The organism is Clostridium intestinale, assembly GCF_035905475.1.
Classification (GTDB): Bacteria; Bacillota; Clostridia; order Clostridiales; family Clostridiaceae; genus Clostridium_T; species Clostridium_T intestinale.
Genome location: NZ_CP121166.1, coordinates 3,311,802 through 3,335,894, shown reverse-complemented (window position 1 = coordinate 3,335,894; position 24,093 = coordinate 3,311,802). Strand labels below are relative to the sequence as shown.

30 protein-coding genes are annotated in these 24,093 nt (G+C 29.5%); 28 read left to right on the top strand and 2 right to left on the bottom strand.

Going from position 1 to position 24,093, the window contains the following annotated elements:
• Positions 1-3 precede the first annotated feature (3 nt).
• The 22 genes from P8F83_RS17165 (at position 4) to P8F83_RS17060 (ending at position 16,431) form a co-directional block, all read left to right on the top strand.
• On the top strand, positions 4-1,287 hold the full coding sequence (locus tag P8F83_RS17165; RefSeq protein ID WP_315113663.1) for an NAD(P)-dependent oxidoreductase: 1,284 nt from the start codon (positions 4-6) through the stop codon (positions 1,285-1,287).
• Between the two features lie 102 nt (positions 1,288-1,389).
• Complete coding sequence (locus tag P8F83_RS17160) at positions 1,390-1,947, top strand: HD domain-containing protein (protein ID WP_326512010.1); 558 nt, start codon at positions 1,390-1,392, stop codon at positions 1,945-1,947.
• 96 nt (positions 1,948-2,043) lie between these two features.
• Positions 2,044-4,236 carry a DNA topoisomerase III gene (locus P8F83_RS17155; protein WP_326512009.1) on the top strand — a complete coding sequence of 731 codons (2,193 nt, stop codon included), beginning with the start codon at positions 2,044-2,046 and terminating at the stop codon, positions 4,234-4,236.
• A 149-nt stretch (positions 4,237-4,385) separates the two neighbouring features.
• The gene (locus P8F83_RS17150; protein WP_326512008.1) at positions 4,386-4,904 is read left to right on the top strand and encodes a hypothetical protein; all 519 of its coding nucleotides are present in this window, start codon (positions 4,386-4,388) and stop codon (positions 4,902-4,904) included.
• A 23-nt stretch (positions 4,905-4,927) separates the two neighbouring features.
• Positions 4,928-5,143 (top strand): hypothetical protein, encoded by a 216-nt coding sequence (locus P8F83_RS17145; protein WP_326512007.1) that lies wholly within the window; start codon positions 4,928-4,930, stop codon positions 5,141-5,143.
• Positions 5,144-5,163: 20 nt separating this feature from the next.
• Entirely contained in the window at positions 5,164-5,523 is a 360-nt protein-coding gene (locus P8F83_RS17140; protein WP_326512006.1) for a DUF6483 family protein, read from the top strand.
• Between the two features lie 69 nt (positions 5,524-5,592).
• Entirely contained in the window at positions 5,593-6,042 is a 450-nt protein-coding gene (locus P8F83_RS17135; protein ID WP_326512005.1) for a hypothetical protein, read from the top strand.
• Positions 6,043-6,146: 104 nt separating this feature from the next.
• The gene (locus P8F83_RS17130; protein WP_238905454.1) at positions 6,147-6,356 is read left to right on the top strand and encodes a DUF4177 domain-containing protein; all 210 of its coding nucleotides are present in this window, start codon (positions 6,147-6,149) and stop codon (positions 6,354-6,356) included.
• Positions 6,357-6,481: 125 nt separating this feature from the next.
• Entirely contained in the window at positions 6,482-7,207 is a 726-nt protein-coding gene (locus tag P8F83_RS17125; RefSeq protein WP_326512004.1) for a glycosyltransferase family protein, read from the top strand.
• Positions 7,208-7,219: 12 nt separating this feature from the next.
• Positions 7,220-7,633 carry a MaoC family dehydratase gene (locus P8F83_RS17120; RefSeq protein ID WP_326512003.1) on the top strand — a complete coding sequence of 138 codons (414 nt, stop codon included), beginning with the start codon at positions 7,220-7,222 and terminating at the stop codon, positions 7,631-7,633.
• A gap of 6 nt (positions 7,634-7,639) precedes the next feature.
• The gene (gene pseH, locus P8F83_RS17115; protein ID WP_326512002.1) at positions 7,640-8,188 is read left to right on the top strand and encodes a UDP-4-amino-4,6-dideoxy-N-acetyl-beta-L-altrosamine N-acetyltransferase; all 549 of its coding nucleotides are present in this window, start codon (positions 7,640-7,642) and stop codon (positions 8,186-8,188) included.
• 9 nt (positions 8,189-8,197) lie between these two features.
• Entirely contained in the window at positions 8,198-9,262 is a 1,065-nt protein-coding gene (gene pseI, locus P8F83_RS17110) for a pseudaminic acid synthase (RefSeq protein WP_326512001.1), read from the top strand.
• 134 nt (positions 9,263-9,396) lie between these two features.
• A complete protein-coding gene (gene pseB, locus P8F83_RS17105) occupies positions 9,397-10,398 on the top strand; it encodes a UDP-N-acetylglucosamine 4,6-dehydratase (inverting) (protein ID WP_326512000.1) in 1,002 nt (333 codons plus the stop codon).
• Positions 10,395-11,402: a UDP-2,4-diacetamido-2,4,6-trideoxy-beta-L-altropyranose hydrolase gene (gene pseG / locus P8F83_RS17100; RefSeq protein WP_326511999.1), complete on the top strand. Its 1,008-nt coding sequence runs from the start codon at positions 10,395-10,397 to the stop codon at positions 11,400-11,402. The genes pseB and pseG overlap by 4 nt, the downstream gene beginning before the upstream one ends.
• 62 nt (positions 11,403-11,464) lie before the next feature.
• Entirely contained in the window at positions 11,465-11,776 is a 312-nt protein-coding gene (locus P8F83_RS17095) for a hypothetical protein (protein ID WP_286910448.1), read from the top strand.
• A gap of 14 nt (positions 11,777-11,790) precedes the next feature.
• Complete coding sequence (locus P8F83_RS17090) at positions 11,791-12,111, top strand: hypothetical protein (RefSeq protein ID WP_326511998.1); 321 nt, start codon at positions 11,791-11,793, stop codon at positions 12,109-12,111.
• A gap of 80 nt (positions 12,112-12,191) precedes the next feature.
• Positions 12,192-12,494 (top strand): hypothetical protein, encoded by a 303-nt coding sequence (locus P8F83_RS17085; protein ID WP_326511997.1) that lies wholly within the window; start codon positions 12,192-12,194, stop codon positions 12,492-12,494.
• 57 nt (positions 12,495-12,551) lie between these two features.
• Complete coding sequence (locus P8F83_RS17080) at positions 12,552-12,779, top strand: hypothetical protein (RefSeq protein WP_315113621.1); 228 nt, start codon at positions 12,552-12,554, stop codon at positions 12,777-12,779.
• 27 nt (positions 12,780-12,806) lie between these two features.
• Positions 12,807-12,977 (top strand): hypothetical protein, encoded by a 171-nt coding sequence (locus tag P8F83_RS17075; protein WP_238905480.1) that lies wholly within the window; start codon positions 12,807-12,809, stop codon positions 12,975-12,977.
• Position 12,978: 1 nt separating this feature from the next.
• The gene (locus P8F83_RS17070) at positions 12,979-13,284 is read left to right on the top strand and encodes a hypothetical protein (RefSeq protein WP_238905481.1); all 306 of its coding nucleotides are present in this window, start codon (positions 12,979-12,981) and stop codon (positions 13,282-13,284) included.
• Between the two features lie 14 nt (positions 13,285-13,298).
• A complete protein-coding gene (locus P8F83_RS17065) occupies positions 13,299-14,906 on the top strand; it encodes a motility associated factor glycosyltransferase family protein (RefSeq protein WP_326511996.1) in 1,608 nt (535 codons plus the stop codon).
• Between the two features lie 175 nt (positions 14,907-15,081).
• Positions 15,082-16,431: an APC family permease gene (locus tag P8F83_RS17060; protein ID WP_326511995.1), complete on the top strand. Its 1,350-nt coding sequence runs from the start codon at positions 15,082-15,084 to the stop codon at positions 16,429-16,431.
• Between the two features lie 155 nt (positions 16,432-16,586).
• Here P8F83_RS17060 and P8F83_RS17055 read toward each other — a convergent pair whose 3' ends face one another.
• A complete protein-coding gene (locus P8F83_RS17055) occupies positions 16,587-17,192 on the bottom strand; it encodes a hypothetical protein (RefSeq protein WP_326511994.1) in 606 nt (201 codons plus the stop codon).
• 154 nt (positions 17,193-17,346) lie between these two features.
• On the opposite strand from P8F83_RS17055, the gene P8F83_RS17050 reads away from it, so the two are divergent.
• The 4 genes from P8F83_RS17050 (at position 17,347) to P8F83_RS17035 (ending at position 20,669) form a co-directional block, all read left to right on the top strand.
• Positions 17,347-18,150, top strand: a complete 804-nt coding sequence (locus P8F83_RS17050) for an amino acid ABC transporter substrate-binding protein (protein ID WP_326511993.1) — start codon at positions 17,347-17,349, stop codon at positions 18,148-18,150.
• A 33-nt stretch (positions 18,151-18,183) separates the two neighbouring features.
• The gene (locus P8F83_RS17045; RefSeq protein WP_073020269.1) at positions 18,184-18,825 is read left to right on the top strand and encodes an amino acid ABC transporter permease; all 642 of its coding nucleotides are present in this window, start codon (positions 18,184-18,186) and stop codon (positions 18,823-18,825) included.
• A 12-nt stretch (positions 18,826-18,837) separates the two neighbouring features.
• The gene (locus P8F83_RS17040) at positions 18,838-19,581 is read left to right on the top strand and encodes an amino acid ABC transporter ATP-binding protein (protein ID WP_326511992.1); all 744 of its coding nucleotides are present in this window, start codon (positions 18,838-18,840) and stop codon (positions 19,579-19,581) included.
• Between the two features lie 128 nt (positions 19,582-19,709).
• A complete protein-coding gene (locus P8F83_RS17035) occupies positions 19,710-20,669 on the top strand; it encodes a 1,4-dihydroxy-2-naphthoate polyprenyltransferase (protein ID WP_326511991.1) in 960 nt (319 codons plus the stop codon).
• A 43-nt stretch (positions 20,670-20,712) separates the two neighbouring features.
• Here the strand turns inward: P8F83_RS17035 and P8F83_RS17030 are convergent, their stop codons facing one another.
• Entirely contained in the window at positions 20,713-21,705 is a 993-nt protein-coding gene (locus P8F83_RS17030) for a 3D domain-containing protein (protein WP_326511990.1), read from the bottom strand.
• 352 nt (positions 21,706-22,057) lie between these two features.
• Between P8F83_RS17030 and P8F83_RS17025 the strand changes: the two genes are divergently transcribed.
• Both P8F83_RS17025 and P8F83_RS17020 read left to right on the top strand, forming a co-directional pair.
• On the top strand, positions 22,058-22,228 hold the full coding sequence (locus P8F83_RS17025) for a zinc-ribbon domain-containing protein (RefSeq protein WP_021804288.1): 171 nt from the start codon (positions 22,058-22,060) through the stop codon (positions 22,226-22,228).
• A gap of 140 nt (positions 22,229-22,368) precedes the next feature.
• Positions 22,369-23,949: a DEAD/DEAH box helicase gene (locus P8F83_RS17020; RefSeq protein ID WP_326511989.1), complete on the top strand. Its 1,581-nt coding sequence runs from the start codon at positions 22,369-22,371 to the stop codon at positions 23,947-23,949.
• The last annotated feature ends 144 nt before the right edge of the window (positions 23,950-24,093 follow it).

The following is a 24,093-nucleotide window of genomic DNA, read 5'->3' as shown; positions in this document are numbered from 1 at the left end:
AAAATGATATTTAAACAATCAAAAGAGAAAAGGGGAGTATTTATGTCAAACTTTGTATTAGATGAAGCTAAAAGATGTCTACAGTGTAAGAGACCTTTTTGTAAGGAAGGTTGTCCTGTTAATACACCATTTAATGAAGTTGTAGGCATGCTTTTAGAAGGCAATATTATGGAAGCTGGAGAGAAACTTTTTAGTAACAATCCTCTTTCAGTAATATGTTCCATAGTTTGTCCTCATGAAAAACAATGTCAAGGTAGTTGTGTATTGGGTAGAAAAGGTACACCAATTAGAGTTGGAATGGTTGAAAATTACATATCAGATTATTATTTAAACTTTATATCTTCAGAAAAAGCTAAAAAAGGAAATAAAAAGATAGCTATAATAGGTTCTGGACCAGCAGGAATAACAATGGCTATACTTTTAGTATATAAAGGATATGATATAACTATATTTGAAGCTCATGATAAGATAGGTGGAGTTTTAAGATATGGTATACCAGAGTTTAGACTTCCTAAGGATAATTTAGATAAACTTAAAGATAAGCTAATAAGTATGGGAGTTAAGATAAGACCTAATACTTTAATAGGTCCATCCATAACAATAGATGATTTATTTAGGGATGGATACAAAGCTGTATTTATAGGTACAGGAGTATGGAAACCTAAGAGATTAGGCATAAAAGGGGAAGCTTTAGGTCATGTTCATTATGCTATAGATTATTTAAAAAGCCCTGAAGTTTATAATTTAGGCAATAAGGTATGTGTAATAGGAGCTGGGAATGTAGCTATGGATGCCGCTAGAACAGCAGTAAGACAAGGGGCAAAAGAAGTTTATGTAATGTATAGAAGAGGCGCTCAAAGTATGGATGCTGAAAAAGCAGAAATAGAATATTCTAAGATGGATGGGGTTAAGTTTGAATTCTATAAAGCACCATTAGAATTTTTAGATGAAGGCGTTAAGTACATAAAAACAGAAGTAATTGAAGTAGATGATAGCGGAAAAGAAAAGGTAAGAGATATAGAAGGTTCAGAAGATATATTTAAAGCAGACTCAATAATATTAGCTATAGGTCAGGAGCCAAAGGATAATGTAATTAGTTCTACTAGAGGAATAGAAGTTACTAATAAGGGGCTTATTCACACTAACGAAGTTGGTGGAACTACAAGAGAAGGTGTTTTTGCATCTGGAGACGTAGTTACGGGAGCAAAAACTGTTGTAGAAGCTGTTAGAGTATCTAAAAAAGTTGCTGAAGCTATAGATGAATATGTAACCAATCAAGATAAATAGAGGTGATTAGTTATAGAAGAGAAACTTAAATTTATAGGTGCTAAAAAAGAAGAGCTGAAGGAAGTTAGTAATAAACTTTGGGATAAAAGTATAGATGAGTATATGGAGATATTAGGTTCAGATGCAGAAAGAGATTTATATAAAAATGCTATGCAATATAGGAAATATCACTCGAAATTAGTTTCTGACATAGCTTTAGAAATTTTATATTTAAATTCATATGTTATCCTTGACCTACAAAAAGTGGAGCAAGCAGAAGATATACTTTATTTAGCCAGCCTACTACATGATATTAAAAAGTTTGATGAAAAGCATAATAAAGCTGGAGCTAAATGGTTTATGGAAAATATAGATGAATATTTGGATATAGATGAAGAAAGTAAAAAATATATTCGTAAATTAATAAGTAAACATAAGCTTGGAGCAAAGCTCAAAAAATATAAAAAAGAACTCTTATATTTGATTTTGATTATTAGAGTTTCAGATAAGCTAAGTAAATTAAAAGAGAAGGCTAATTATTCTTGTATAAATGAGGAGCAGATTAGGGATATAATATCCAAAGTAAAGGAAAAAACTTTAGCTAATAGCACAATAGATTTAAGAAAAGAAATAGGATGTTTTTTTGATAATATTGAAATTAAAATAGAGATGATTAACTAGGGGTGGGATAACACCTCTAGTTTTTACTATTTTGGCATAATTAATGTTATAATGAACTTAGTTGATACAAAGTCAAAGTTTGAAAGGAAACAACATATGAGTAAAATATTAGTTTTAGCTGAAAAACCTTCAGTTGGTAGAGAACTTGCAAGAGTTTTAAGATGTAATAAAAAAGGCAATGGATTTATAGAAGGGGATAAATACATAGTGACATGGGCACTAGGTCATTTAGTTACTTTAGCTGATCCAGAAGCGTATGATGATAAATATAAAACTTGGAAGATGGAAGATTTACCTATGCTTCCAAAACACTTAAAGCTTGTTGTTATAAAGCAAAGTGGTAAACAATTTAATGCCGTTAAAGAACAATTAAATAGAAAAGATGTAACCGAAATAGTTATAGCAACAGATGCTGGAAGAGAAGGGGAACTCGTTGCTAGATGGATTATTGAAAAGGCTAGAGTAAATAAACCAACTAAAAGGTTATGGATATCCTCTCAAACAGATAAGGCAATATTAGATGGGTTTAAGAATTTAAAACCTGCATCCCAATATGATAATTTATATAAGGCAGCAGCCTGTAGATCAGAAGCGGACTGGGTAGTAGGGCTAAACATAACAAGAGCATTAACTTGTAAATACAATGCACAATTAACAGCAGGACGTGTTCAATCAGCGACCTTAGCCATGATAGTAAGTAGAGAAGAAGAAATCAGAAACTTCAAACCACAGGATTACTATGTAATTAATGCAAAAGCAAAAGGTTTTACCTTAGCTTGGAGAGATAAAAATAACAATGGAAATATATTTGATGAAGAAAAGGTTAATAAAATACTTTCTTTAACCAAAGGAAGAGAAGCCGAAATAGTTGATGTAAAAGAAAGCTATAAAAAGAACTATGCTCCAAGTTTATATGATTTAACTGAACTTCAAAGGGATGCTAATAGAATATTTGGATATTCAGCAAAACAAACTTTATCCATAATGCAAAGGTTATATGAAAACTATAAAGTTTTAACTTATCCAAGAACAGATTCGAGATATATTTCCCAGGACATAGTTTCGACAATCCCTGATAGATTAAAGGCAATAGCTGTAGGAATTTACAGCGGCATAGCGAATGAACTCCTAAGAGGAAAAATAAATGCGCATAAAGGTTTTGTAGATAACAGCAAAGTTAGTGATCACCACGCTATAATACCAACAGAGGAAAGAGGAAATTTAGCGCTTTTAAGTAGTGAGGAAAGACGTATTTATGATTTAGTTGTAAAAAGATTTTTAGCAGTTATGTTACCACCTTATGAATATCTTCAAACTACTATAACAGCAGATATAAATGGAGAAACTTTTATAGCTAAAGGAAATGTAACAAAATCTAAGGGTTGGAAAAGAGTGTATGATAAGGCTGATGATTTAGCAGAAGATGAAGAGGATAAAGAAAGCCAAGAACTACCTGTACTTAAAAAAGGTGATAAGGTTTCTATATCTAATGTTGAGAGTAAAAAATTAAAAACCAAACCACCAGCAAGATTTAATGAAGGAACTCTTCTTTCAGCTATGGAGAAACCTCATAAATATGTAAAAATAGATAAAGCTCACGCAAAAACTCTAGGTGAAACTGGCGGAATAGGAACAGTTGCAACTAGAGCAGATATTATAGAAAAACTATTTAACATGTTTTATATAGAGAAAAGCGGAAAAGAAATAATCCCTACAGGAAAAGGAAAACAGCTTATAGAATTAGTTCCAGAAGAATTGAAATCTCCACTTCTAACAGCAGAATGGGAAATGGAATTAGAGCTAATAAGTAAGGGTAAGAAAAATCCAAAAGACTTTACTGAAAGAATGAGAAGTTACGCAGAAGAATTAGTTCAAGAAGTAAAGGGCAGCAGCGATAAGTTTAGACATGATAATCTTACAGGTAAAAAGTGTCCTGAATGTGGGAAATACATGCTTGAAGTTAAAGGAAAACATGGAGTTATGCATGTATGTCAAGATAGAGCTTGCGGTCACAGAGAAAATGTAAGTAGATTTACAAACGCAAGATGTCCTGAATGTAAAAAGAAACTAGAACTTAGAGGACAAGGCGAAGGTCAAATCTACGTATGTGCAAGTCCAACTTGTAACTTTAGAGAAAAGGCAGCAGTATTTAATAAGAGATTTGATAATAAAGAAAATAAAAACAGTAAGAGAGATGTACAAAATTATATGAAGAAGATGAAAAAGGAAGCAGAAGTTATAAATAATCCTTTTGGAGATCTTATGTCCTTGTTTGATAAAGATAAATAGAAGATAAAAAGAAGAGTTATTGCACAAGTTGCAGATAGCTCTTCTTTTTAGTTTCAACAAAAACAAAAGAACAAAAATTCCTATAAAAAATTTTGAATTAATATTGTTATTATTGTAAAATAAAGGTACAAAATAAAAGGGGTTATAGGATGAGGAAGTTAGTTTTACTTATAATGGTTATAGCAGTAGTAAATGTGTTTGCTAGTTGCTCTAATAAATCAAAGCAGCTAGATAAAGAAGAAATGAAATTAGAATTTGCAAGTGAACATTTTAATTTTTATTCAGAGAATAAGTATAAAGATCATTGCAAGAAACTTTCTGAGGTTTTAGAAAAAAATCATAAAAAAATTACTGATAACTTAAAAATTCAATCTGATGAAAAAATTAATATTTATGTTTATTCTGATTTAGATTCTTTTCATGAAGCTATTGGACAACCTAATGCTTCTGAGTGGATGGTTGGTGCAGAGATGGGGAATAACGTTATGAAGATGGTTTCTCCATATATAGATAAATCTAAAGAAGATTATATGATTAAGGTAGCAATACATGAGTTTACTCATGTATTAGTGAGGAACATTAATAAAGAGGTTGTACCTAATTGTTTAAATGAAGGTATAGCTACTTTTGAAGCAAACCAAATGGATGATTCTATAAAAAGTTTATAAAAAGTAATCAAGTTCCTAAAATTATGGATTTAGAAAATATGAGTGCTCAAAGATTTGGAGATAATGGTGGATATGCCTACTCTTATAGCATTGTAGAATTTATAATAAACCAGTATGGATATGACGATTTAGTAAATTTAATAAAGTCACCTAAGGATTTTGAAAAAATATTAGGATTATCTCAAGATGAATTTCAAAATAAGTGGGAAGTGTACTTGAAGAGCAAATACAATAATTGAAGAAAATGGGGTAGCAGAATATGTTTGAAAATGATTATTTTGAGCGAATGATTAAAACCGTTATAAATGGTTTAGTATCAATATTTAAAAATAAAAATTCTATAGAAAATAGCATTGAAAATGATTCGGTAATTTTGAAGGAAGATCAGCTATTAGAAATAATGATAAAAAAGTACATAAGTGAAGGACAGATAAATAAAGCAGAAGATATGCTCTTTGAAGCAATTGAAGATCGAAAGTCCTCTAGAAATTTAGAACTTGCAGTGTTTTTCTATGAAACAATAAGTAAATGGGATGATGAAAAACTTAGTAAGTGCAATTTTTCTAAGGAAGAGATAGTAGATGGATTAAATGAGGTTAAAAAATTATATGATGAGTAAACAATAGAATTAAAAAATAAATCCAGGGAATAACTATATTCAATAAAATGTTTTAAGGTGGTAATGTGTATGCAAAGAAAAACCTTAAGTATATCAATTGGTATAGTTATTTCTTTATTATTAGCTATAAATGTTTTTACTTATGTGACTTTAACAAGAAAGCCTAAAGTATATAATATGACTGTTGTAACTGAAGACTTAGTATTGAATGATTTGACTTTGGTTTCTTTTAATAAATATTTATATTTAGACAAGGGAAGTTATTTAGAGAAAAAAGAAATTAATAAAAACATTTCAGATATTCTTATAGTAGCTGAGATTGATGGGAATAACATTGAATTTCCTGCTGAAAAAGAATTTACAGAAGAAAGATATTACCTTAATACTACTAAATTCATAAAGAGTAACATAGATAAAGACTCCATATTAAAAATTTCTATAAAATACAATACGGATGGAATTCAAAAGGAATTTCACGATAATATAAAGATAATAAACAATAGAGTTAAAGACATGTAATAAACTCCTGCCTTAGGTGATTAAAACTAAGGCAGGAGTTTTTGAGTTGAAACGATTGCACAACTGGTATAAAATAAAGATATAAAATAACACAGGGGGATATTATGAGTAAAAAATGGGAATATAAAGTCATAGGTCTAGATAATGCCTTAGAGACTAGACATGCTGTTGAGATTGAAGAAAGGCTAAATAAACTTGGAGAAGAAGGATGGGAATTAGTCCATGTGCTTGATCAAGTGGATGCTAGATGGGGGAATCAACCTAAAGTAGAATGTAATTTTATAATGATGAAGAGAGAAAAAATAATTACATAAATAATTTATTAGTGCTAACACCATAGATTTTGAAATAAAAATTTATGGTGTTTTAATTTGCACTAAAATGAATTCATTTGCATTTAATGATAGTAGTTAAGAAGTGTAGAAAGTAGGTGAGCCTAATGAATGTAGTGTGTATAGTTCAAGCGAGGGTGGGATCAACTAGACTTCCAAGGAAAGTACTAAAAAAGATATGCGGAAAAACTATTTTAGAACATGACATAGATAGATTAAAGAGAGTTAAAAACATAGATAAGATTGTAATTGCTACAACTACAGAGGAGAAAGATATAGAAATAGTAAATGAGGCAAATAGACTAGGAATAACATGTTTTAGAGGTTCTGAGAAGGATGTTCTTTCTAGGTATTATTATGCAGCTAAGAAAAACAATGCAGATATTATTGTAAGAATTACAAGCGATTGCCCTTTATTAGACTGTAGGATTACAGAAAACACAATTGATTACTACCTAGAGAATAGTTATGACTATGTTAGTAATACATTAGAGAGAACTTTACCAAGAGGGCTAGATACGGAAGTGTTTAGCTTTAGTATTCTGGAAAAGGCTTTTAATGAGGCTATATTAGATAGAGATAGAGAACATGTAACGTCATATATATATACAAATAAAGATAAATTTTCACTTGGAAGCTATAGGTTTAGTAAGGATTACTCAAATCATAGGTGGACATTAGATACCGAGGAAGACTTTAATTTTATAAGTTGTATATATAATGAGTTATACAAAAAAAATAAATATTTTGATATGAATGATATTTTAAACCTCCTAAATAGAAGGCCAGATTTACTAGCTATTAATAAAGATATAAATCAAAAAGAAATATAGGGAGGATATTTTATGGTTTTACAGGAATTATACATTGGCCAAAAAGCTGAATATAGTAAAGTGATTACTAAGGAAATGGTAGAAACCTTTTCAGAGATTAGTGGAGATATAAATCCATTACATCTAGATGATAACTATGCAAAAAATACAATTTTTAAAGGGAGAATAGCCCATGGAATATTGGTATCTGGATTAATATCAGCAGTTATAGCAAATAAATTACCAGGAGAAGGGGCTATATATTTAACTCAATCTTTGAAGTTTATAAAACCAGTTAGATTAAATGACAAAATAACAGCAGCAGTTGAGATAATCTCAATAGATGATGAAAATTCTAAAATAAACTTAAGTACCATATGCAGAAATGCAGAAGGTAAAGTAGTTATAGATGGTGAAGCACAGGTGCTTGTACCTAAAAAGAGGTGAATAAAAGTGTCATTAACTTTAAGAAAAATAAAAGAAGAAGACCTATTAAGGATAATGGAATGGAGAATGAATCCTGAGGTTACTAAATACATGTACACAGATCCAATATTAAGTTTAGAAAAACAAAAAGAATGGTTTGACAAGATAAGTAAGGATAATGCATCAAGATATTGGATTATTGAAATGGATGGAACATCTATAGGTTTATTAAGTATATCAAATATAGATAATAAAAATAAAAAATGTTATTGGGCATATTATATAGCTGATACATCCTTTAGAGGAAGAGGAATAGCAACTTTATTAGAATGTAATATATATGATTATGTTTTTTATAAATTAAGTTTAAACAAATTATGTTGTGAAGTGTTTGAATTTAATGACAAGGTTGTATCCATTCACAAAAAGTTTGGAAGTGAAGTAGAAGGAATTTTGAAGGAGCATATCATTAAAGGAAATGAAAAATATAATGTTGTATTGATGGGGATTACAAAGGATAAGTGGAAGCTAATTAAGAATAAATATAATTATGAAAATATAGAAATAAGTGATTAGGGGGAATACGTGCAAAAAGATTTAAGTATTGGGAATAGAAAAATTAATAATGGATCACCTGTTTTTATAATTGGGGAAATATCGGCCAATCATAATGGTAAAATTGAAAATGCAATAAAGCTAATAAGAGAGGCCAAAAAAGCAGGAGTAGATGCTATAAAGCTACAAACTTATACTGCTGACACGATAACACTAGATTGTGAAAATGAGTATTTTAAGATAAAACAAGGGACTTTATGGGATGGTGTTACCTTGTATGATTTATATAAAGAGGCATATATGCCATGGGAATGGCATGAAGAACTGTTTACAGTTGCAAAGGAAGAGGATATAATTTGTTTTTCCTCACCATTTGATAAAACAGCAGTTGATTTATTAGAGAAATTTAATGTTCCTGCATATAAAATCGCTTCTTTTGAAATAACTGATATACCACTTATAGAGTATATAGCATCTAAAGGTAAACCTATAATTATTTCTACAGGTATTGCAGATATTAAAGATATTGAAGAGGCAATATGTGCATGTAAAAGAATGAATAATAATCAAGTTATATTATTAAAATGTACATCTTCATATCCAGCACCATATGAGGATATGAATTTAATTACAATAGGTGATATGGAGAACAGGTTTAATTGTATAGTGGGATTATCAGACCATACTTTAGGATCAGAGGTTTCAATAGCTGCTGTAGCATTGGGTGCTAAAGTTATTGAAAAACATATTATACTAAATCGAGCGGAAGGTGGGCCGGATTCTGCTTTCTCAATGGAAATGGGTGAACTTAAGGATATGGTTTATAAAATAAGAAATGTTGAGAAAGCTATAGGTAAGATTGATTATTCTATAAATGAAAAGAAGAAAAAAAATAGAGAGTTTTGTAGATCTTTATTTGTATCAAAAGATGTAAAAGCTGGTGAAATATTAAGTGAAAAAAATATTAGAAGTGTAAGACCTGGATATGGACTACATCCAAGATATTTTAAAGATGTATTAGGTAAAAATTTTAAAAAAGATATAGAAAAAGGAACTCCCTTAAGTATGGACCTAATTGAAGGTATTAAAGAGTGAATAAGTAAACACTTTAGATTTTTATAAGAGAAAATCTAAAGTGTTTTTATTTGCACTAAAAACAAAACAATAGCATTTAATAATAGTAGCTAAGGAATTTTACTAGCCATTTTTTACAAAGGTAGGAGAGATATATGATAACTAATGAAAGTATATTGATAACAGGGGGAACAGGTTCTTTTGGAAAACATTTTACTAAAAGATTGTTAAAAGAACATGACCCCAAGAAGATAATAATATATTCAAGAGATGAATTTAAGCAATATATATTAAGAAAAGAATTAGAAGAGATGTTTCCGAGTAAAAAGGACAGACTTAGATTTTTTATAGGAGATGTTAGGGACAAAAATAGACTTAATAGAGCTTTTGAAAATGTTGATTATGTAATTCATGCAGCAGCTATGAAACAAGTACCCATATGCGAATATAATCCTTTTGAGGCTGTTAAAACAAATATATATGGTGCAGAGAATGTTATTGAGGCAGCTATTGATAAAAAAGTAAAAAAAGTAGTAGCTTTATCTACAGATAAAGCTGTAAATCCGATTAATTTATATGGAGGAACGAAACTAGTATCAGATAAATTGTTTACCGCAGCTAACTCATATTCAGGAAAATCAGGTACAGTTTTTTCTGTAGTTAGGTATGGAAATGTAGCGGGGAGCAGAGGGTCAATTATACCAATTTTCAGAACGTTAAAAGATAAAGGAGAAAAAGTATTTCCAATAACAGATGAAAGAATGACTAGATTCTGGATAACTTTAGATCAGGGAATTGATTTAGTAATAAAGGCACTTAAAGAAAGTAAGGGAGGAGAAATCTATATATCTAAAATTCCTTCTTTTAAAATAGTAGACTTAGCAAAGGCTATGCTTAATGACTGTAAACTTGAGTTTATAGGAATACGAGAAGGAGAAAAACTTCATGAAGTTATGATAAGTAAAGACGATTCTAGAAACACTTACGAATATAAAAATCATTATATTATTTATCCGAGCTTTGATTGGTGGGATTTAAAAACTCATTTTACTGAAGGAGGAACTTTAATAAAAGATGGTTTTGAATATAATTCAGGAACTAATACAGAATGGCTAAATATTAAGGCTTTAAAAAAGTGTTTGGAGGCATTAGAATGAAGGCATTAATAAGAGCTGATGGGGGATTCAATATTGGAATGGGTCATATAATTAGATGTATGGCCCTTTATGATGAACTAATAAAAAATAATGTTGAGTGTATATTTGTATCTAGAAAAGATAAAGTGGTAGAAGGTTATTTTAAAGATAAAAAAGTAAGATATATCTTAATGGAAGCAATGGAGCTATATGGAGAAAAAATAGAAATCAAAAATATTATAAAAAATTACAATACAGATGTAATTATCACAGATTCTTATAATATGAATGAAGAGTATTTGTTGTTTTTAAAATCATTAAGTAGGTATTTAGTATCAATAGATGACAATTATTTATTTGATTATCCTAGTGATATAGTTGTAAATCCTAATGTTTATGCTGAAAGGAAAAAATATAATAAAAAGGCTTCTAAGTATTTACTAGGAGGGCAGTATTGTATATTAAGGGATGAGTTTAGGGAAAGCAGTCATAAGAATATAAAAGTTAAAGCAGAAAATATATTGATAACTATGGGAGGGACAGATGTAAATAATGTTACTCCTTTTATTATTAAAGCGATTAAGAAAATACATGGATTAAATATAAATATCATTGTTGGAAAAGGTTTTGAAAATAGAGAGTTAATTGAGGAAAGTTGTAAAAATGGGCAAAATATAAAGTTAATTTATAATCCTAAGGATATGAGAATATTAATGGAAAATGCAGACGTATGTATATCTTCAAGTGGATCTACGTTATATGAACTAGCTAGTTTAGGAGTTCCAACTTTATTTGTTATACAAGCTGATAATCAGTTAAGACTTGCAGAGTATATGGAGAAAAACCAAATAATGATAAATTTAGGCTGGTACTATAACTTAAAGGAAAAAGCATTACTAGATGAAATAACTAATATTATTGATAATCAAGGGATAAGATTGAAATTAAGTGCTGATTCAAAAAAAATAATTAATATAGATGGAGTTAAAAATATAGTACAAAAAATAATTCAATATTTTTTGTAGCAAAATCAGAGCTTTAGAATATTATTATAATGATTAAGTACAAATATAAGGAAGTGGTTTAAATGCCTACTTATCCTACATCTACAGAAATAATAAAAGGTTCATCATTAGTAAAAGGTAAGGCATATGTCCAAAATGTAAAATTTAGAGATAGTGATAGAACCTTAATAAAAGGAACAGTTTATGATATTAATGGTAACCCTTTAGATGGAGTCGGTGTAGAGGTAATACAAATAGATAGGTCATCGATTATACCAGTATTAACTGTTCTTGGTGCTGTTTTCTCAGAAGCAGATGGAGTTTATGCAGTTTCTGTGGAAGTAAAAGAAGACTTTGAATATATATTAAATATATATAGCCCATTACCTTTATAAAAGCGAGGGATTTTATGGATATTGATAATACTTTTATTTTAACACCTGAAGATTTAAAAGATGAGAAAGTAATATATAAAAATATATGTATACCAGCAAGTGAAAAATCTTTAATTCTTGGAACTATAACAAACTATGATTCTACACCAGTAGAAAATGTTGCAATAATTGTATACAAGCAGTTTATCACAGGTGGCATAAGTCATAGAGAGCTTATGGGATTTACAGAAACCGATAAAAATGGCAGTTTTGCTGTGTTAGTTGAAAAAAATGATAATATAAGTTACAGTCTAGAGGTTTATAGACCGTTAAATAATAATATTTTTTGTCGATAAATAGTAACACTTGGAGAAAAAAATAATATCATAATATTGAGATTAACTTCTCAAACTTACTATTTAAGGAGATGAAGAAAATGCCTTCATATAGACCGGGGACCGTAACAATAACTACAACTAATAATGGAAGTATAACAGCAGCTGCTACTGCATCATTAGATGCATGGAATAGGACTTTAGCATTAGGATTAATAGAAGACTCAAACGGAAATCCACAAACTAATGTAGCTGTACGTGTAGTAAGATTAGCATCAGCAACTGGAGCTTCAACAACTTTAGGTGTAACTTTTACTGATACTTTAGGAGAATATGGAGTATCATTACCAATTTTGACAGCACCTCAAGTCTACAGATTTGATGCTTATTCACCAGTATCATAGGAAATTTAATAAAGGTAAGATCACATTTAATGTGGTCTTATCCTAAATGAGGTAAGTATGGAAGAGATAAAAATAGAGGATTCTAATGAATTTCTTTTAAGTGGTAGAGTGTTTTATAATAATGGACTTCCAGCAAGTAAGGCGTTAATTATAGTTGAACAAATAATTGATGAAAAAAGTAGGAAGGTATTGGACTTTACGTTATCAAATGATGATGGAGATTATATATTTTTAATTGAAGATAAAAATATTTCTTATAAAATAAGTGCTTATAAAGGTTTATAAGTAGAGTTTTATTTTAGGAGGGTAATTATGAAAGAGTTAGAAAAATTTGATGAGAAAAAATATGTGAAGTTAAAGGTTAAATCAATGACCATAAACGGTAAAGAATCAGGTAAGATCATAAAAGCAGAGGATATAAAAAACCAGCAAAGTATAGTAGTTGATATAGTAGTTAGCAAGGAAGAAGAAAGTAAAGAATAATATGGGTGCAAATGAGATCTCAACAATAATAATAAGTGGTAGCTGTCTTAAACCTGGTGGAATTTATTGTGTAAGTAGAAGATTAAGACCTTTTACAGAGGTTCTTATAAAAGGAACAGTTTTTAATCCAGACAACTCCCCATCAGCGGGAGCTTGTGTGGAAGTGATAGAACTCAATTTTACTAAAATTACATTAGGATATGTATTTACAAATAAGAATGGAAACTTTGGATTTACTGTAAATTATAGACCGAATGTGGATTACATGCTTAAAGTCTATAGCCCCCTTCCAAATGATAATCCTTAGTTGAGAGGTTAATAATGAATGAAAGAATTGAAAAACTTATGAAAACTTTTGAAGACTTAAGATTTGATTCATTAATATTTATATTTGGATTTGGAGATGGAGAATATTTAGATGCACTTTTAAGTTGTTGCTGTGAAAGAAATATAATTTATATAATTGAACCAAGTTTAGAAGATGTTTATAAATATAAAAATAATATAGATAAAAAAAATGTGTTTTTAATAGCTTATGATGAGGAGAAACTAGAGATATTGCTTAGAAGCACAATAAACTCAAGAAACTTTGTTAATCTTTTTGTAGATAAGTATGGAAATTATGACGAAAGATATAAGGATGAATACAATAAGTTTATAAATTTGATTGATACAAGCTATTATAGTGTAGCAACATTTTTATATACAAATAAAAGTTTTAAAAATATATTTATAGATAATATATTTTCGAATATAGATTGCATAAACGAATCTACATCTCTAGATTTATTTATGGATTATAATAAGAATATTCCAGCAATAATAGTGTCGGCAGGACCATCATTAGATAGAAATATTAAAGATATGATAAAGTTCAAGGAAAAGTTAAAAAACTTTTTTATAGTGGCAGGTAATAGGACCTTGAAGCCCCTCCTTGACAATGGAATAATACCAGATATAATTGTTTCAATTGACCCTCAAGAAGTAACTTACAATATGTTAAAAGAAATATTAAATGTGAAAATTCCTTTGGTGTTTTATGAGCAAAGTAATTCAAAACTTGTAGCAGAGTATGAGGGAGATAAAATCTTTACAACACAAGGACTTTTTACTTGTATAAAGGGTCTGGAAAATATGTCAATATGCTTTTCAGGAGGATCAGTTGCTCATTGTTGTACAGATATTGCGGTTAAGATAGGTTGCAATCCTATAATATTTGCGGGGCAGGATTTTGGTTATACTTACGATAAGCATCATGCAGAAATAGCGAAATTAGATATAGATAAAGAAATAAATAATTTAAATGTTATCAAAACAAAAGATGTTTTTGGAAACGAAATATTAACTGATAGGCTACTGAACTTATATAGAAAGAATATGGAATTTTATATAAAATATTTTACTAAATTTAGTGGAAAAAGCTTTTTAAATGTATCCTATGGAGCCGATATAGAAGGAGCAGAATTTAAAGAGTTTAGTGAGATACTAAATGAGTATAATTATAATAATTTAAAGAAAACATTAAAGATTGAAGAAAAAAGTAAAATAGATGTAGATAAAATAAAAATAGAAGTTTTTAATCATATAGAAAATACAATACTTGAAGCTACTAAAGCAGCTAATATATGTGAAGAAATAACTGAAGAAATTATAGATGAAAATACAGTTAAAAAATTTGCTGAGACTTTGGAAGTAATAGATAGATTTGTGAAGAACCCAAACAGCTTATTTTTTAAAGGGTATCTAGAGGAGTTTTTATTTAATATAAAAGAAAAGTATTTTAAAATGTCAGCAAAGGAATACCCTATATTAACAAATAATTTGATTTATCAAAGCAAAGTATTTTCTAGCTATTTCAAGGAACTTATAAAGATGCTTAAAGAAGTGAAAATTGTAATAGAGCCCTATATAGATAAAATGGATGTTTAGATATATTTTTACAAAATGCTAGTGTGAAACTTTACTAATTGACATTATGAAGAATTCTTTTTAAAATTATTTTATAGAAATATTAAAATTTATATTATATTCTAAAAGAAGTAAGAGTAGTAGATAACCTTTACGTTACCTTTCTACTCTTATATTATTATCAAAGGAGATAATTATGGAATTAAAAAGTCAAGAAAGTGGTTCTAAGGTTGAGGTAAAGACTTTAAAGAGAGAAATTGGACTATTTGAAGCTATTAGTATGGTAATTGGTGTAGTAATAGGTTCAGGAATATTCTTCAAGGCTTCAGTTGTTTTTAGTAGTGCAAAGACTCCTACATTAGGCGTTTTAGCATGGGTTGTAGGTGGAGTAATAACTATAGCATCCGCACTAACTGTAGCGGAAATAGCAGCTGCAATTCCTAAAACAGGCGGAGTATTTGTTTATTTAAAAGAATTATATGGAGAAAAGTATGCATTTCTATTTGGTTGGGTACAAACCCTTATATATGTACCTGGAATAATAGCAGCTTTATCTATAGTATTAGTAACACAGGCTACATATTTTGTGGATTTGAGTTCAATGCAACAAAAATTATTAGCTATATTTATGATAATATTTATAAGTACTATAAATATTATTTCTACAAAATTGGGCAGTAAGGTTCAATTTATATCTACTGTTGCAAAGCTAATTCCTATTTTTGTAATTATAGTTTTTGGAATATTAAAAGGTGAAGCTAACAGCTTTTCAACCTTTGTAATGCCAGAGGGAAGCACTGTTGGAGTGGCAGGTTTTGGAGCAGCTGTACTCGGAACTTTATGGGCTTATGATGGTTGGGTAGGAGTAGGAAATATGGCTGGTGAGCTTAAAAATCCTAAAAAAGATCTTCCTAGATCTATAGTTTTTGGACTAGCCTTTACTATGCTTGTATACGTACTAATAAATGTTGCAATTGTAAATATAATGCCTGTAGATCAAGTCATTGCTTCAGAAAAAGTTGCATCAGATGCTGCAGTTATATTATTTGGTAATGGTGGAGCTGGTTTAATATCAATAGGTATAATTATATCTATATTTGGAGCATTAAATGGATACATACTAACAGGAGTTAGAGTTCCTTTTGCAATGGCTCAAGATAATTTACTTCCATTTTCTAAGATTTTGGGAAAAGTTAATGATAGATTTGAAACACCTTTAAATACGTTTGTATTTGAAATTATATTAGCAATTTTATATGTTTTAAGTGGCTCATTTAATACACTTACAAACTTAGCTGTATTTGTAATGTGGATATTCTTTGTAATGACTGTAGCTGGAATATTTATATTACGTAAGAAGCACAAAGATTTAGAAAGACCATATAGCGTGCCATTGTATCCTATAATTCCTTTGGTGGGAATTGGTGGAGGATTATATATAATAATTAGTACACTTTTAACTGATACAACAAATGCAATATATGGAATAGGGGTTACCTTGATAGGGATACCTGTTTATATTTACATAAAGAAGAGAAATCAATAAGTAAAGAGGTTGGATTAAAATAATCCAACCTCTTTTGGGATTTTGTTTGGGTTTATATGAAAAAAACTTATCGACAAAACTTATGATAAATAAAATCATAAGTTTATTATAATACATAATTCTTATAAATATTTTCAAAATATGAAAATATTATATTATTTTTGAAATCTTAAGGCGTAACTTGCTAAATCTATGTTTATAGGATCTGCTAATGCATCTGCGTTGTTTCCGTAGAATAGAGATGGATCATTTTCTAGTGCGTGAAGACCAAGAGAGATATAGTAGTTTAAAGGGGTTATAATTATTGTATTTGTATATAGTGAAAGAATGCTATTACTATTACCAATTACTAAATTCAAAGAAGGTACATAATTTAAAGTGATATTTGGTGGAGTATTTAGGGTGTTTACAATAAAATCATTAGCTTGTTTATTATTATGAATTGGAGAATTACTATCAAATGTACATTTTCCAGATTGAACATTAAATATATAAACACCAACTAAGTAGGTTGTTAAAGATATCTGTAGATTTGTATAAATCAAGTTTGTCCCTATAGTGTTGCTACCCGTAGGAAGTGTACTTAAAAAGTAATATGCTCTATTATCATTTTTAAATATTGCAAAACTTTCTGTTAAGATAGGATGAGCATTCCCTAAGTATTTACTGCATGGTGGTAAGTCTGGATTATTATAAAGAAGATCAAAACAGGTTTTATTTTTTTTATTTTTTTTATTTTTTTTGGACATATCCTCCGCCATACATTATTGCTAATAATATATTGTATGAATCAATATCATTTTTGGGATTTTTAAGTATAAAACAATAAAAAGAGAAAATACATATTGACACCAACTCTTTAATGCTTTAGAATGATAAAGTAATAAAGTGATTATTTTAAGGGGGATTATAAATATGAAAAAGAAGATAACATCATTATTATTAGTAGCTATGGCTGCACTTACAGTAGTAGGATGTGGTAAAAAAGAAGAAAAAACGGGGCTAGCTAAAATAAAAGATAAAGGCGAAATGATAGTGGGATTAGATGATACATTCGTTCCAATGGGGTTTAAGAACGATAAAGGCGAAATAACTGGATTTGATGCTGAATTGGCAAAGGAAGTTGGAAAGAAAATAGGTGTTGAAGTTAAATTCCAACCTATAGATTGGTCAATGAAAGAAACAGAACTTAATAATGGAAATATAGATTTTATATGGAATGGTTACACAATAACAGCCGAAAGAAAAGAGAAGGTTGCATTTACAAAACCTTATTTAGAAAATAGACAAGTTATAATAACTTTAGCAAATTCACCAATAAAAACAAAGGCTGACTTAAATGGAAAAGCTGTTGCAGCACAAAATGGTTCTAGTGCAGTTGATGCAGTAGAAAAGGAAGCTGATTTAGTTAAGAGCTTTAAAAATGGAAAGCTTGTGACTTTTGAAACTAATAATGATGCACTAATGGATTTAGAAGCTGGTAGAGTTGATGCTGTAGTAGGTGATGAAATACTTATAAGATACTATACTAACCAAAGAGGAGAAAGTAAATACAAGGTTCTAGAAGACAACTTTGGTGATGAAGAGTATGGTGTAGGTTTAAGAAAAGCTGATACAGATTTATTAGATGCAGTTCAAAAAGCACTTGATGAAATGAAGGCAGATGGAACTTCAAAAGCTATCTCAGAAAAGTGGTTTGGAGAAGATATAGTTAAATAGGCTGATTAAATAATATTACAGGAGAAATATAATATGGATTATGTGGTAAGTTTATTACCTTCGCTAACAGAAGGTCTTGTAAGTACTCTTAAAATATTTATAGTAACATTAGTCCTTTCAATACCTTTAGGGATTGTAATTGCATTAGGAAGACTATCAAAAGTAAAGATAATAAGTGTAATAACTGAAGGTTATATATGGCTTATGAGGGGAACTCCATTATTATTGCAAATAGTGTTTGTATTTTTTGGACTACCGTTAATAGGAATAAGTTTTGATAGATTTCCAGCAGCTATAATAGCATTTGTTTTAAACTATGCTGCATATTATGGGGAAATATTCAGAGCTGGAATACAGTCTATAGATAAGGGACAATATGAGGCTTCGGAAGTTTTGGGAATGTCTAATTCTCAAACGTTTTTTAGAATAATATTTCCTCAGATGATTAAAAGAGTATTACCTCCAGTAGCAAATGAAGTGATTACACTTGTTAAGGATACTGCACTTGTATATGTAGTTGGGTTAGATGAACTTTTAAAAGTTGCTAAAACAGCTTCAAATAGAGATGCATCATTGGTTCCTTTAGTAGTAGTTGCAGTATTTTATTTATTACTTACAGCTGTACTGACAAAGGTATTCCAAGTACTTGAGAAAAAGTATTCTTATTATCAATAGGGAGGACTCACCATGACATTAAAGGTTAGTGAATTAAATAAATCTTTTAAAGGTAAACAAGTTTTGAAAAATGTAAGCTTTCAGGTAAAAGAAGGAGAAATAGTTGCTCTATTAGGACAATCTGGTGCAGGAAAAACCACGGTTTTAAGATGTATAAATGGGCTAGAGAAAGCTGATGGTGGAAGTATAGAGATAAGCGATATTCCTTTGTTTGAAGAAAAGAATGGAAGAGTTGTTTATTGTTCAAAAGATACCATGAAGGAAGTCAGAAAAAATCTGGGGATGGTTTTTCAAAACTATAATTTGTTTCCACATATGTCTGTTTTAGAAAATATAATTGAAGCTCCTGTAAATGTATTTAAGATATCAAAAGATGAGGCAAAGAGGGATGCTAATGAACTACTTAATCAAATAGGATTAGAGGATAAAGAAAATGCATATCCTTTTGAACTTTCTGGTGGTCAGAAGCAGAGAGTTGCAATAGCTAGAGCTTGTGCATTAAACCCTAAGATAATGTGTTTTGATGAACCAACATCAGCTTTAGATCCAGAGCTTACAGAGGGAATAGCTACAGTTATAGATGGGTTAAGCAAAAAAGGTATGGGTATATTAATCATAACTCATGATATGGCTTTTGCAAAAAGAGTAGCTCACAAGGTTTTATTTATGGCTGATGGAGAAATAATAGAAGAAGGTTCAGTAGAAGAAATTTTTAATAATCCTAAAAAAGAGAAAACTAAAAATTTTGTAAAATAGTAAGAGAGTTTATTTGACTCTCTTTTTATTTTGGGGATAATAGCTGAAATGGATATTAAAAACATTTGAAATTTGTGAAGAGAATTTTATATAATATATTAAATTGAATACAAAAGAGGAGGGAGTTAATGAATATAAAAAGTTTTTTGAAATTAGTAGAAATTCAGACTAAAGCTGCTAGTGTTACTCCATTTGCTTTAGGAACATTAATAGCTATATATAGATTTGGTGAATTTAACTTGATGAATTTCTTATTGATGTTTATATCTCTATTATGTATAGATATGGCTACTACAGCCATAAATAATTATATGGATTACAAAAAAGCTGTTAGAAAGTATGGCTATGGTTATGAAGTACATAATGCTATAGTTAAAGATAATCTCAAGGAAAGTAATGTAATAATAGTTATATTAGGACTATTAATTACAGCGGTTATTTTTGGATTTATATTGTTTCTAAATACAAATATCATAGTACTCATATTAGGAGCTGTTTCCTTTGTTATAGGGGTTTGCTATTCTTTTGGGCCTATTCCTATATCTAGGACTCCGTTTGGAGAGATACTTTCAGGTTTTTTTATGGGAGGAATAATACTATTCTTATCAATATACATACATATTTCTAGTAGTGGAATTATAGGTGTGAGTTTAAATGAGGCGACATTATCCCTGAACTTAAACATAAAAGAAGTACTATATATATTCCTTTTGGCGATACCAGCTATAGCAGGAATAGCTAATATAATGTTAGCTAATAACATATGTGATAGAGAAGATGATATAGAAAATAAAAGATATACTATGCCAGTATATGTAGGAAATGATAATGCTTTAAAAGTATTTAAGTGGACATACTACATTGCATATATAGACTTATTTATATTAATCATATTAGGCATTGAACCATTATTATCTATATTGTCACTAGCTACATTTATTATTGTTAACAGGAATATAAAAGTATTTGAAAAAGAGCATGTTAAGAGCAAGACTTTTATACTTTCAGTTAAAAATTTTATAATAATTAATGGAGCTAGAGTTATAAGTTATGCTTTGACTTTAGCTATAACAAAATTCATATTGTAGCAAAAAAGCGACTCAAACATTTGAGCCGCTTTTTTATACTATTTTATTCTAAAACATAAACAGTTACATTTTTTACTGCCCAGTTAAGAGCTTCTTGTTTTGTGTTAAAATACACGTCTATTTTGTTGCCTAGTATACTGGAACCCGTATCAGCAGCTATAGCAAAGCCATAACCAGGGATATACATCTTAGTTCCATAAGGAAATACAGAAGTATCAACTGCTATTGTGCTATAACCTTCACTATTTCTTTGAGCTAATTTTCCACTTGAAGTATAGGTACTACCTACTCCATTTACTGCCCAATAAGCTGTAGACTTTACGCTGACTTTTCTAGAATAAGACATAGGGTCTCCACCTCTACTAAGAGCAACAGCACTTTGAGTTCCTTTAACCACTATTTCGTTAACAGGTTGTTTAGTTATGTTTTCTTTAACAACACTTCTAGAAACTTCTTTTCCGTCTTCATATACAACTCTATATGTTATATCTTTGCTTCCTTTTTCGCCATATTGTACAGTTTTCTTAAATATATCTAATATATTATTGTCACTTTGAATTTCAGTAGAATAATCAAGAGCTATGTTTTCAGTTATTTCTTTAGTTTCAACTCTGACTATATTGATGTGCATGTCTTCTGTAAGAGTAGATTCTCTGATAGGTTCAACCTTATCCTCTGGTTGGATTGAAATACCTTCTGCTTGTATCATTGAAGCGATATTATCTTCAGCAGATAGGAGGGTTAGATTTTTACCATCTAAATAAACAGTAATGTTTTTTGCTCTTTTAATTGTTATAGTGTCATTTTTATTAAGTAGAGAATCCAAGGCTGGTTCAATTTTATCTTTTTCTCCAAGAGTAATATTATTGGAACTTAAAACCTTTTCAACTGTTTTCCCGTAAGTAGTTATAGTCTGAGTATCATCTCCTATAACTATTGTTATGTTTTTTTGCTTCATTTTAATTACTACGATTAAAGCTATGATTAGTATTGCAGATATTATTATAGCTACAGGCTTTTTGTTACTAAAATTCATTAGTTTTTTCAAATTCGCGCTAATGAAAATCTCCCCCTTTAAGCTAAACTATATAGAAATAATAACTATAAAAAGGAGGCTTGTCAATTTTTATAATGATAAAATAGAAATTGTTAACATAAAATTTATTGTTTTAGTATAAATATTACATTAGTTGTATATAATAGAAATAGTGTGTAATCAGGGCTTTACTAAGGAGGCGCAATGGGATGTAGTTGCAATTTTTAGTGGTTTATGATATACTACAATAGCCAAGGTAAATTAAAGATTTAAATACTATTAACAACATTTCTTCTTTTAAGAACAAGTTGTGTGTGTTTAAGATCTTGAGATTAAAAGGAGGAATGTAAGAATGGCTGATAGAACTTTAGTATGTAAAGACTGTGGAAAAGATTTCGTATTCACTGAAGGTGAACAAGAATTCTACAAAGAAAAAGGATTTGAAAATGATCCAGTAAGATGTGCAGACTGTAGAAAAGCAAGAAAAGCTCAAAGCAATAATAACAGAAACTTCAGAAGATAGTAAGTTATAGCCCTATAAGAAGTATTTCTTATGGGGTTTTTTGTTGGCAATCTGCAAAAGAGAATATTTATTAAATAAAAAACAAAAACTGTTTATATAAAGAAAAAAATTGAAATATAAACGAGAAGGAAGGAAACTGAATGAGCGAAATAAATTTTAGAGAATTAGGATTAAAAGAGGATGTTTTAAAAGCCATAGATGATATGGGATTTGAAGAACCTTCTAAAATACAAGCACAGGTAATACCTGTATTATTAGATGGATTTGACGTTATAGGGCAAGCACAAACAGGAACTGGAAAGACTTTGGCATTTGGGGCACCAGTACTTAATAATATTACTTCAGCAGGAAATAAAGTTAAGTGTTTAGTTTTAGCACCAACTAGAGAACTTGCAATACAAGTAAATGAAGAATTAGTTAGAATAGCTAAACATACAAGGACTAGAATATTACCTGTATATGGCGGTCAACCTATAGATAGACAAATTAAGGCATTATCAAGAGGTATAGACATCATAGTTGGAACACCAGGAAGAGTTTTAGATCTTATGAGAAGAAGAGTAGTTGATCTAAGAAACATAGAGTTCCTAGTTTTAGATGAAGCAGATGAAATGCTTAATATGGGATTTGTTGAAGATATAGAAGAAATAATAAAGAATACTAACGACGAAAGACAAACTTTATTATTCTCAGCTACTATGCCTCAAGAAATAAAGAAATTAGCTAAGAACTATATGAAAGATGACGCTCAACATATATCTATCATAAAAAATGCTATGACAGTATCTACTGTAAGCCAATACTATTATGAAGTAAAACATAGTGATAGAGTTGAATCTTTATGTAGAATCCTAGACGTGGATGCACCTACAGCAGCAATAATTTTCTGTAAGACTAAAAAAGGTGTTGATGAATTAGTAGCATCTATGCAAGCAAGAGGATATAGTGTTGAAGGTATGCACGGTGATTTAAGCCAAAACTACAGAATGAATACTTTAAAGAAATTTAAAGAAGGAAACTTAGAATTCTTAGTAGCTACAGATGTTGCAGCTAGAGGAATAGACGTTGAAAATGTAACTCATGTAATTAACTATGATTTACCACAAGATACAGAATCCTACGTACATAGAATAGGAAGAACTGGTAGAGCTAATAGAGAAGGTGTTGCATACACTTTAGTTACTCCAAGAGAGTATAGAGCGTTAAAGCAAATAGAAAGAATTACAAATAGTAAGATAAAGAGAAAAAATATACCAACAATAGATGATATATTTGAAGCTAAATACAATAACATATACTCAAGAATCAAAGAAACTATTGAAGGTGAAGACTATAGTAAATTTATACCTTTAGCAGAACAAATAGATGAAGAATTCAATTTAGTACAGGTTGCAGCTTCACTTATGCACATAATCTACAATAAAGAAGTTTCTTACGATTATTCTGAAAATAATATAGGATCTACTACTTCTAAAGGAAGATATGAAAGATTATTTGTTAACTTAGGTAGAAAAGATGGAATGAATCCTAAGAGCTTTATAGCATTTTTAGGTGAAGGCTTAAGATTAAAGAAAGAAGATATAGGCGATATAGATATATTTGATAAATACTCATTTATCGATGCAACTGAAGAAGTAGCAAGAGACATAATGAAAAATTGTATAGGTAAGAGAGTTAGAGGAAGAAAAGTAAATATTGAAATCGCTAATTCGAAAAAATAAAATCCATTGGTCGCAAGGATTTGATAAGAGGTTATTCAGTGAATACCCTCTTTTTTTTCATCATATTATAGACATATAGCAAAAGAAAAATTAGAATAATCTTAATAACATAAATTATGAGAACTATGGAGAATTTAAAAGTAA

Bases quoted from the DNA above. Each gene is read 5' to 3' on its own strand.
- P8F83_RS17165 (WP_315113663.1), top strand. From the start codon at position 4: ATGATATTTAAACAATCAAAAGAGAAAAGGGGAGTATTTATGTCAAAC.
- P8F83_RS17160 (WP_326512010.1), top strand. From the start codon at position 1,390: ATGGAGATATTAGGTTCAGATGCAGAAAGAGATTTATATAAAAATGCT.
- P8F83_RS17155 (WP_326512009.1), top strand. From the start codon at position 2,044: ATGAGTAAAATATTAGTTTTAGCTGAAAAACCTTCAGTTGGTAGAGAA.
- P8F83_RS17150 (WP_326512008.1), top strand. From the start codon at position 4,386: ATGAGGAAGTTAGTTTTACTTATAATGGTTATAGCAGTAGTAAATGTG.
- P8F83_RS17145 (WP_326512007.1), top strand. From the start codon at position 4,928: ATGGATTTAGAAAATATGAGTGCTCAAAGATTTGGAGATAATGGTGGA.
- P8F83_RS17140 (WP_326512006.1), top strand. From the start codon at position 5,164: ATGTTTGAAAATGATTATTTTGAGCGAATGATTAAAACCGTTATAAAT.
- P8F83_RS17135 (WP_326512005.1), top strand. From the start codon at position 5,593: ATGCAAAGAAAAACCTTAAGTATATCAATTGGTATAGTTATTTCTTTA.
- P8F83_RS17130 (WP_238905454.1), top strand. From the start codon at position 6,147: ATGAGTAAAAAATGGGAATATAAAGTCATAGGTCTAGATAATGCCTTA.
- P8F83_RS17125 (WP_326512004.1), top strand. From the start codon at position 6,482: ATGAATGTAGTGTGTATAGTTCAAGCGAGGGTGGGATCAACTAGACTT.
- P8F83_RS17120 (WP_326512003.1), top strand. From the start codon at position 7,220: ATGGTTTTACAGGAATTATACATTGGCCAAAAAGCTGAATATAGTAAA.
- pseB (WP_326512000.1), top strand. From the start codon at position 9,397: ATGATAACTAATGAAAGTATATTGATAACAGGGGGAACAGGTTCTTTT.
- pseG (WP_326511999.1), top strand. From the start codon at position 10,395: ATGAAGGCATTAATAAGAGCTGATGGGGGATTCAATATTGGAATGGGT.
- P8F83_RS17095 (WP_286910448.1), top strand. From the start codon at position 11,465: ATGCCTACTTATCCTACATCTACAGAAATAATAAAAGGTTCATCATTA.
- P8F83_RS17090 (WP_326511998.1), top strand. From the start codon at position 11,791: ATGGATATTGATAATACTTTTATTTTAACACCTGAAGATTTAAAAGAT.
- P8F83_RS17085 (WP_326511997.1), top strand. From the start codon at position 12,192: ATGCCTTCATATAGACCGGGGACCGTAACAATAACTACAACTAATAAT.
- P8F83_RS17080 (WP_315113621.1), top strand. From the start codon at position 12,552: ATGGAAGAGATAAAAATAGAGGATTCTAATGAATTTCTTTTAAGTGGT.
- P8F83_RS17075 (WP_238905480.1), top strand. From the start codon at position 12,807: ATGAAAGAGTTAGAAAAATTTGATGAGAAAAAATATGTGAAGTTAAAG.
- P8F83_RS17070 (WP_238905481.1), top strand. From the start codon at position 12,979: ATGGGTGCAAATGAGATCTCAACAATAATAATAAGTGGTAGCTGTCTT.
- P8F83_RS17065 (WP_326511996.1), top strand. From the start codon at position 13,299: ATGAATGAAAGAATTGAAAAACTTATGAAAACTTTTGAAGACTTAAGA.
- P8F83_RS17060 (WP_326511995.1), top strand. From the start codon at position 15,082: ATGGAATTAAAAAGTCAAGAAAGTGGTTCTAAGGTTGAGGTAAAGACT.
- P8F83_RS17055 (WP_326511994.1), bottom strand. From the start codon at position 17,192: ATGGCGGAGGATATGTCCAAAAAAAATAAAAAAAATAAAAAAAATAAA.
- P8F83_RS17050 (WP_326511993.1), top strand. From the start codon at position 17,347: ATGAAAAAGAAGATAACATCATTATTATTAGTAGCTATGGCTGCACTT.
- P8F83_RS17045 (WP_073020269.1), top strand. From the start codon at position 18,184: ATGGATTATGTGGTAAGTTTATTACCTTCGCTAACAGAAGGTCTTGTA.
- P8F83_RS17040 (WP_326511992.1), top strand. From the start codon at position 18,838: ATGACATTAAAGGTTAGTGAATTAAATAAATCTTTTAAAGGTAAACAA.
- P8F83_RS17035 (WP_326511991.1), top strand. From the start codon at position 19,710: ATGAATATAAAAAGTTTTTTGAAATTAGTAGAAATTCAGACTAAAGCT.
- P8F83_RS17030 (WP_326511990.1), bottom strand. From the start codon at position 21,705: ATGAATTTTAGTAACAAAAAGCCTGTAGCTATAATAATATCTGCAATA.
- P8F83_RS17025 (WP_021804288.1), top strand. From the start codon at position 22,058: ATGGCTGATAGAACTTTAGTATGTAAAGACTGTGGAAAAGATTTCGTA.
- P8F83_RS17020 (WP_326511989.1), top strand. From the start codon at position 22,369: ATGAGCGAAATAAATTTTAGAGAATTAGGATTAAAAGAGGATGTTTTA.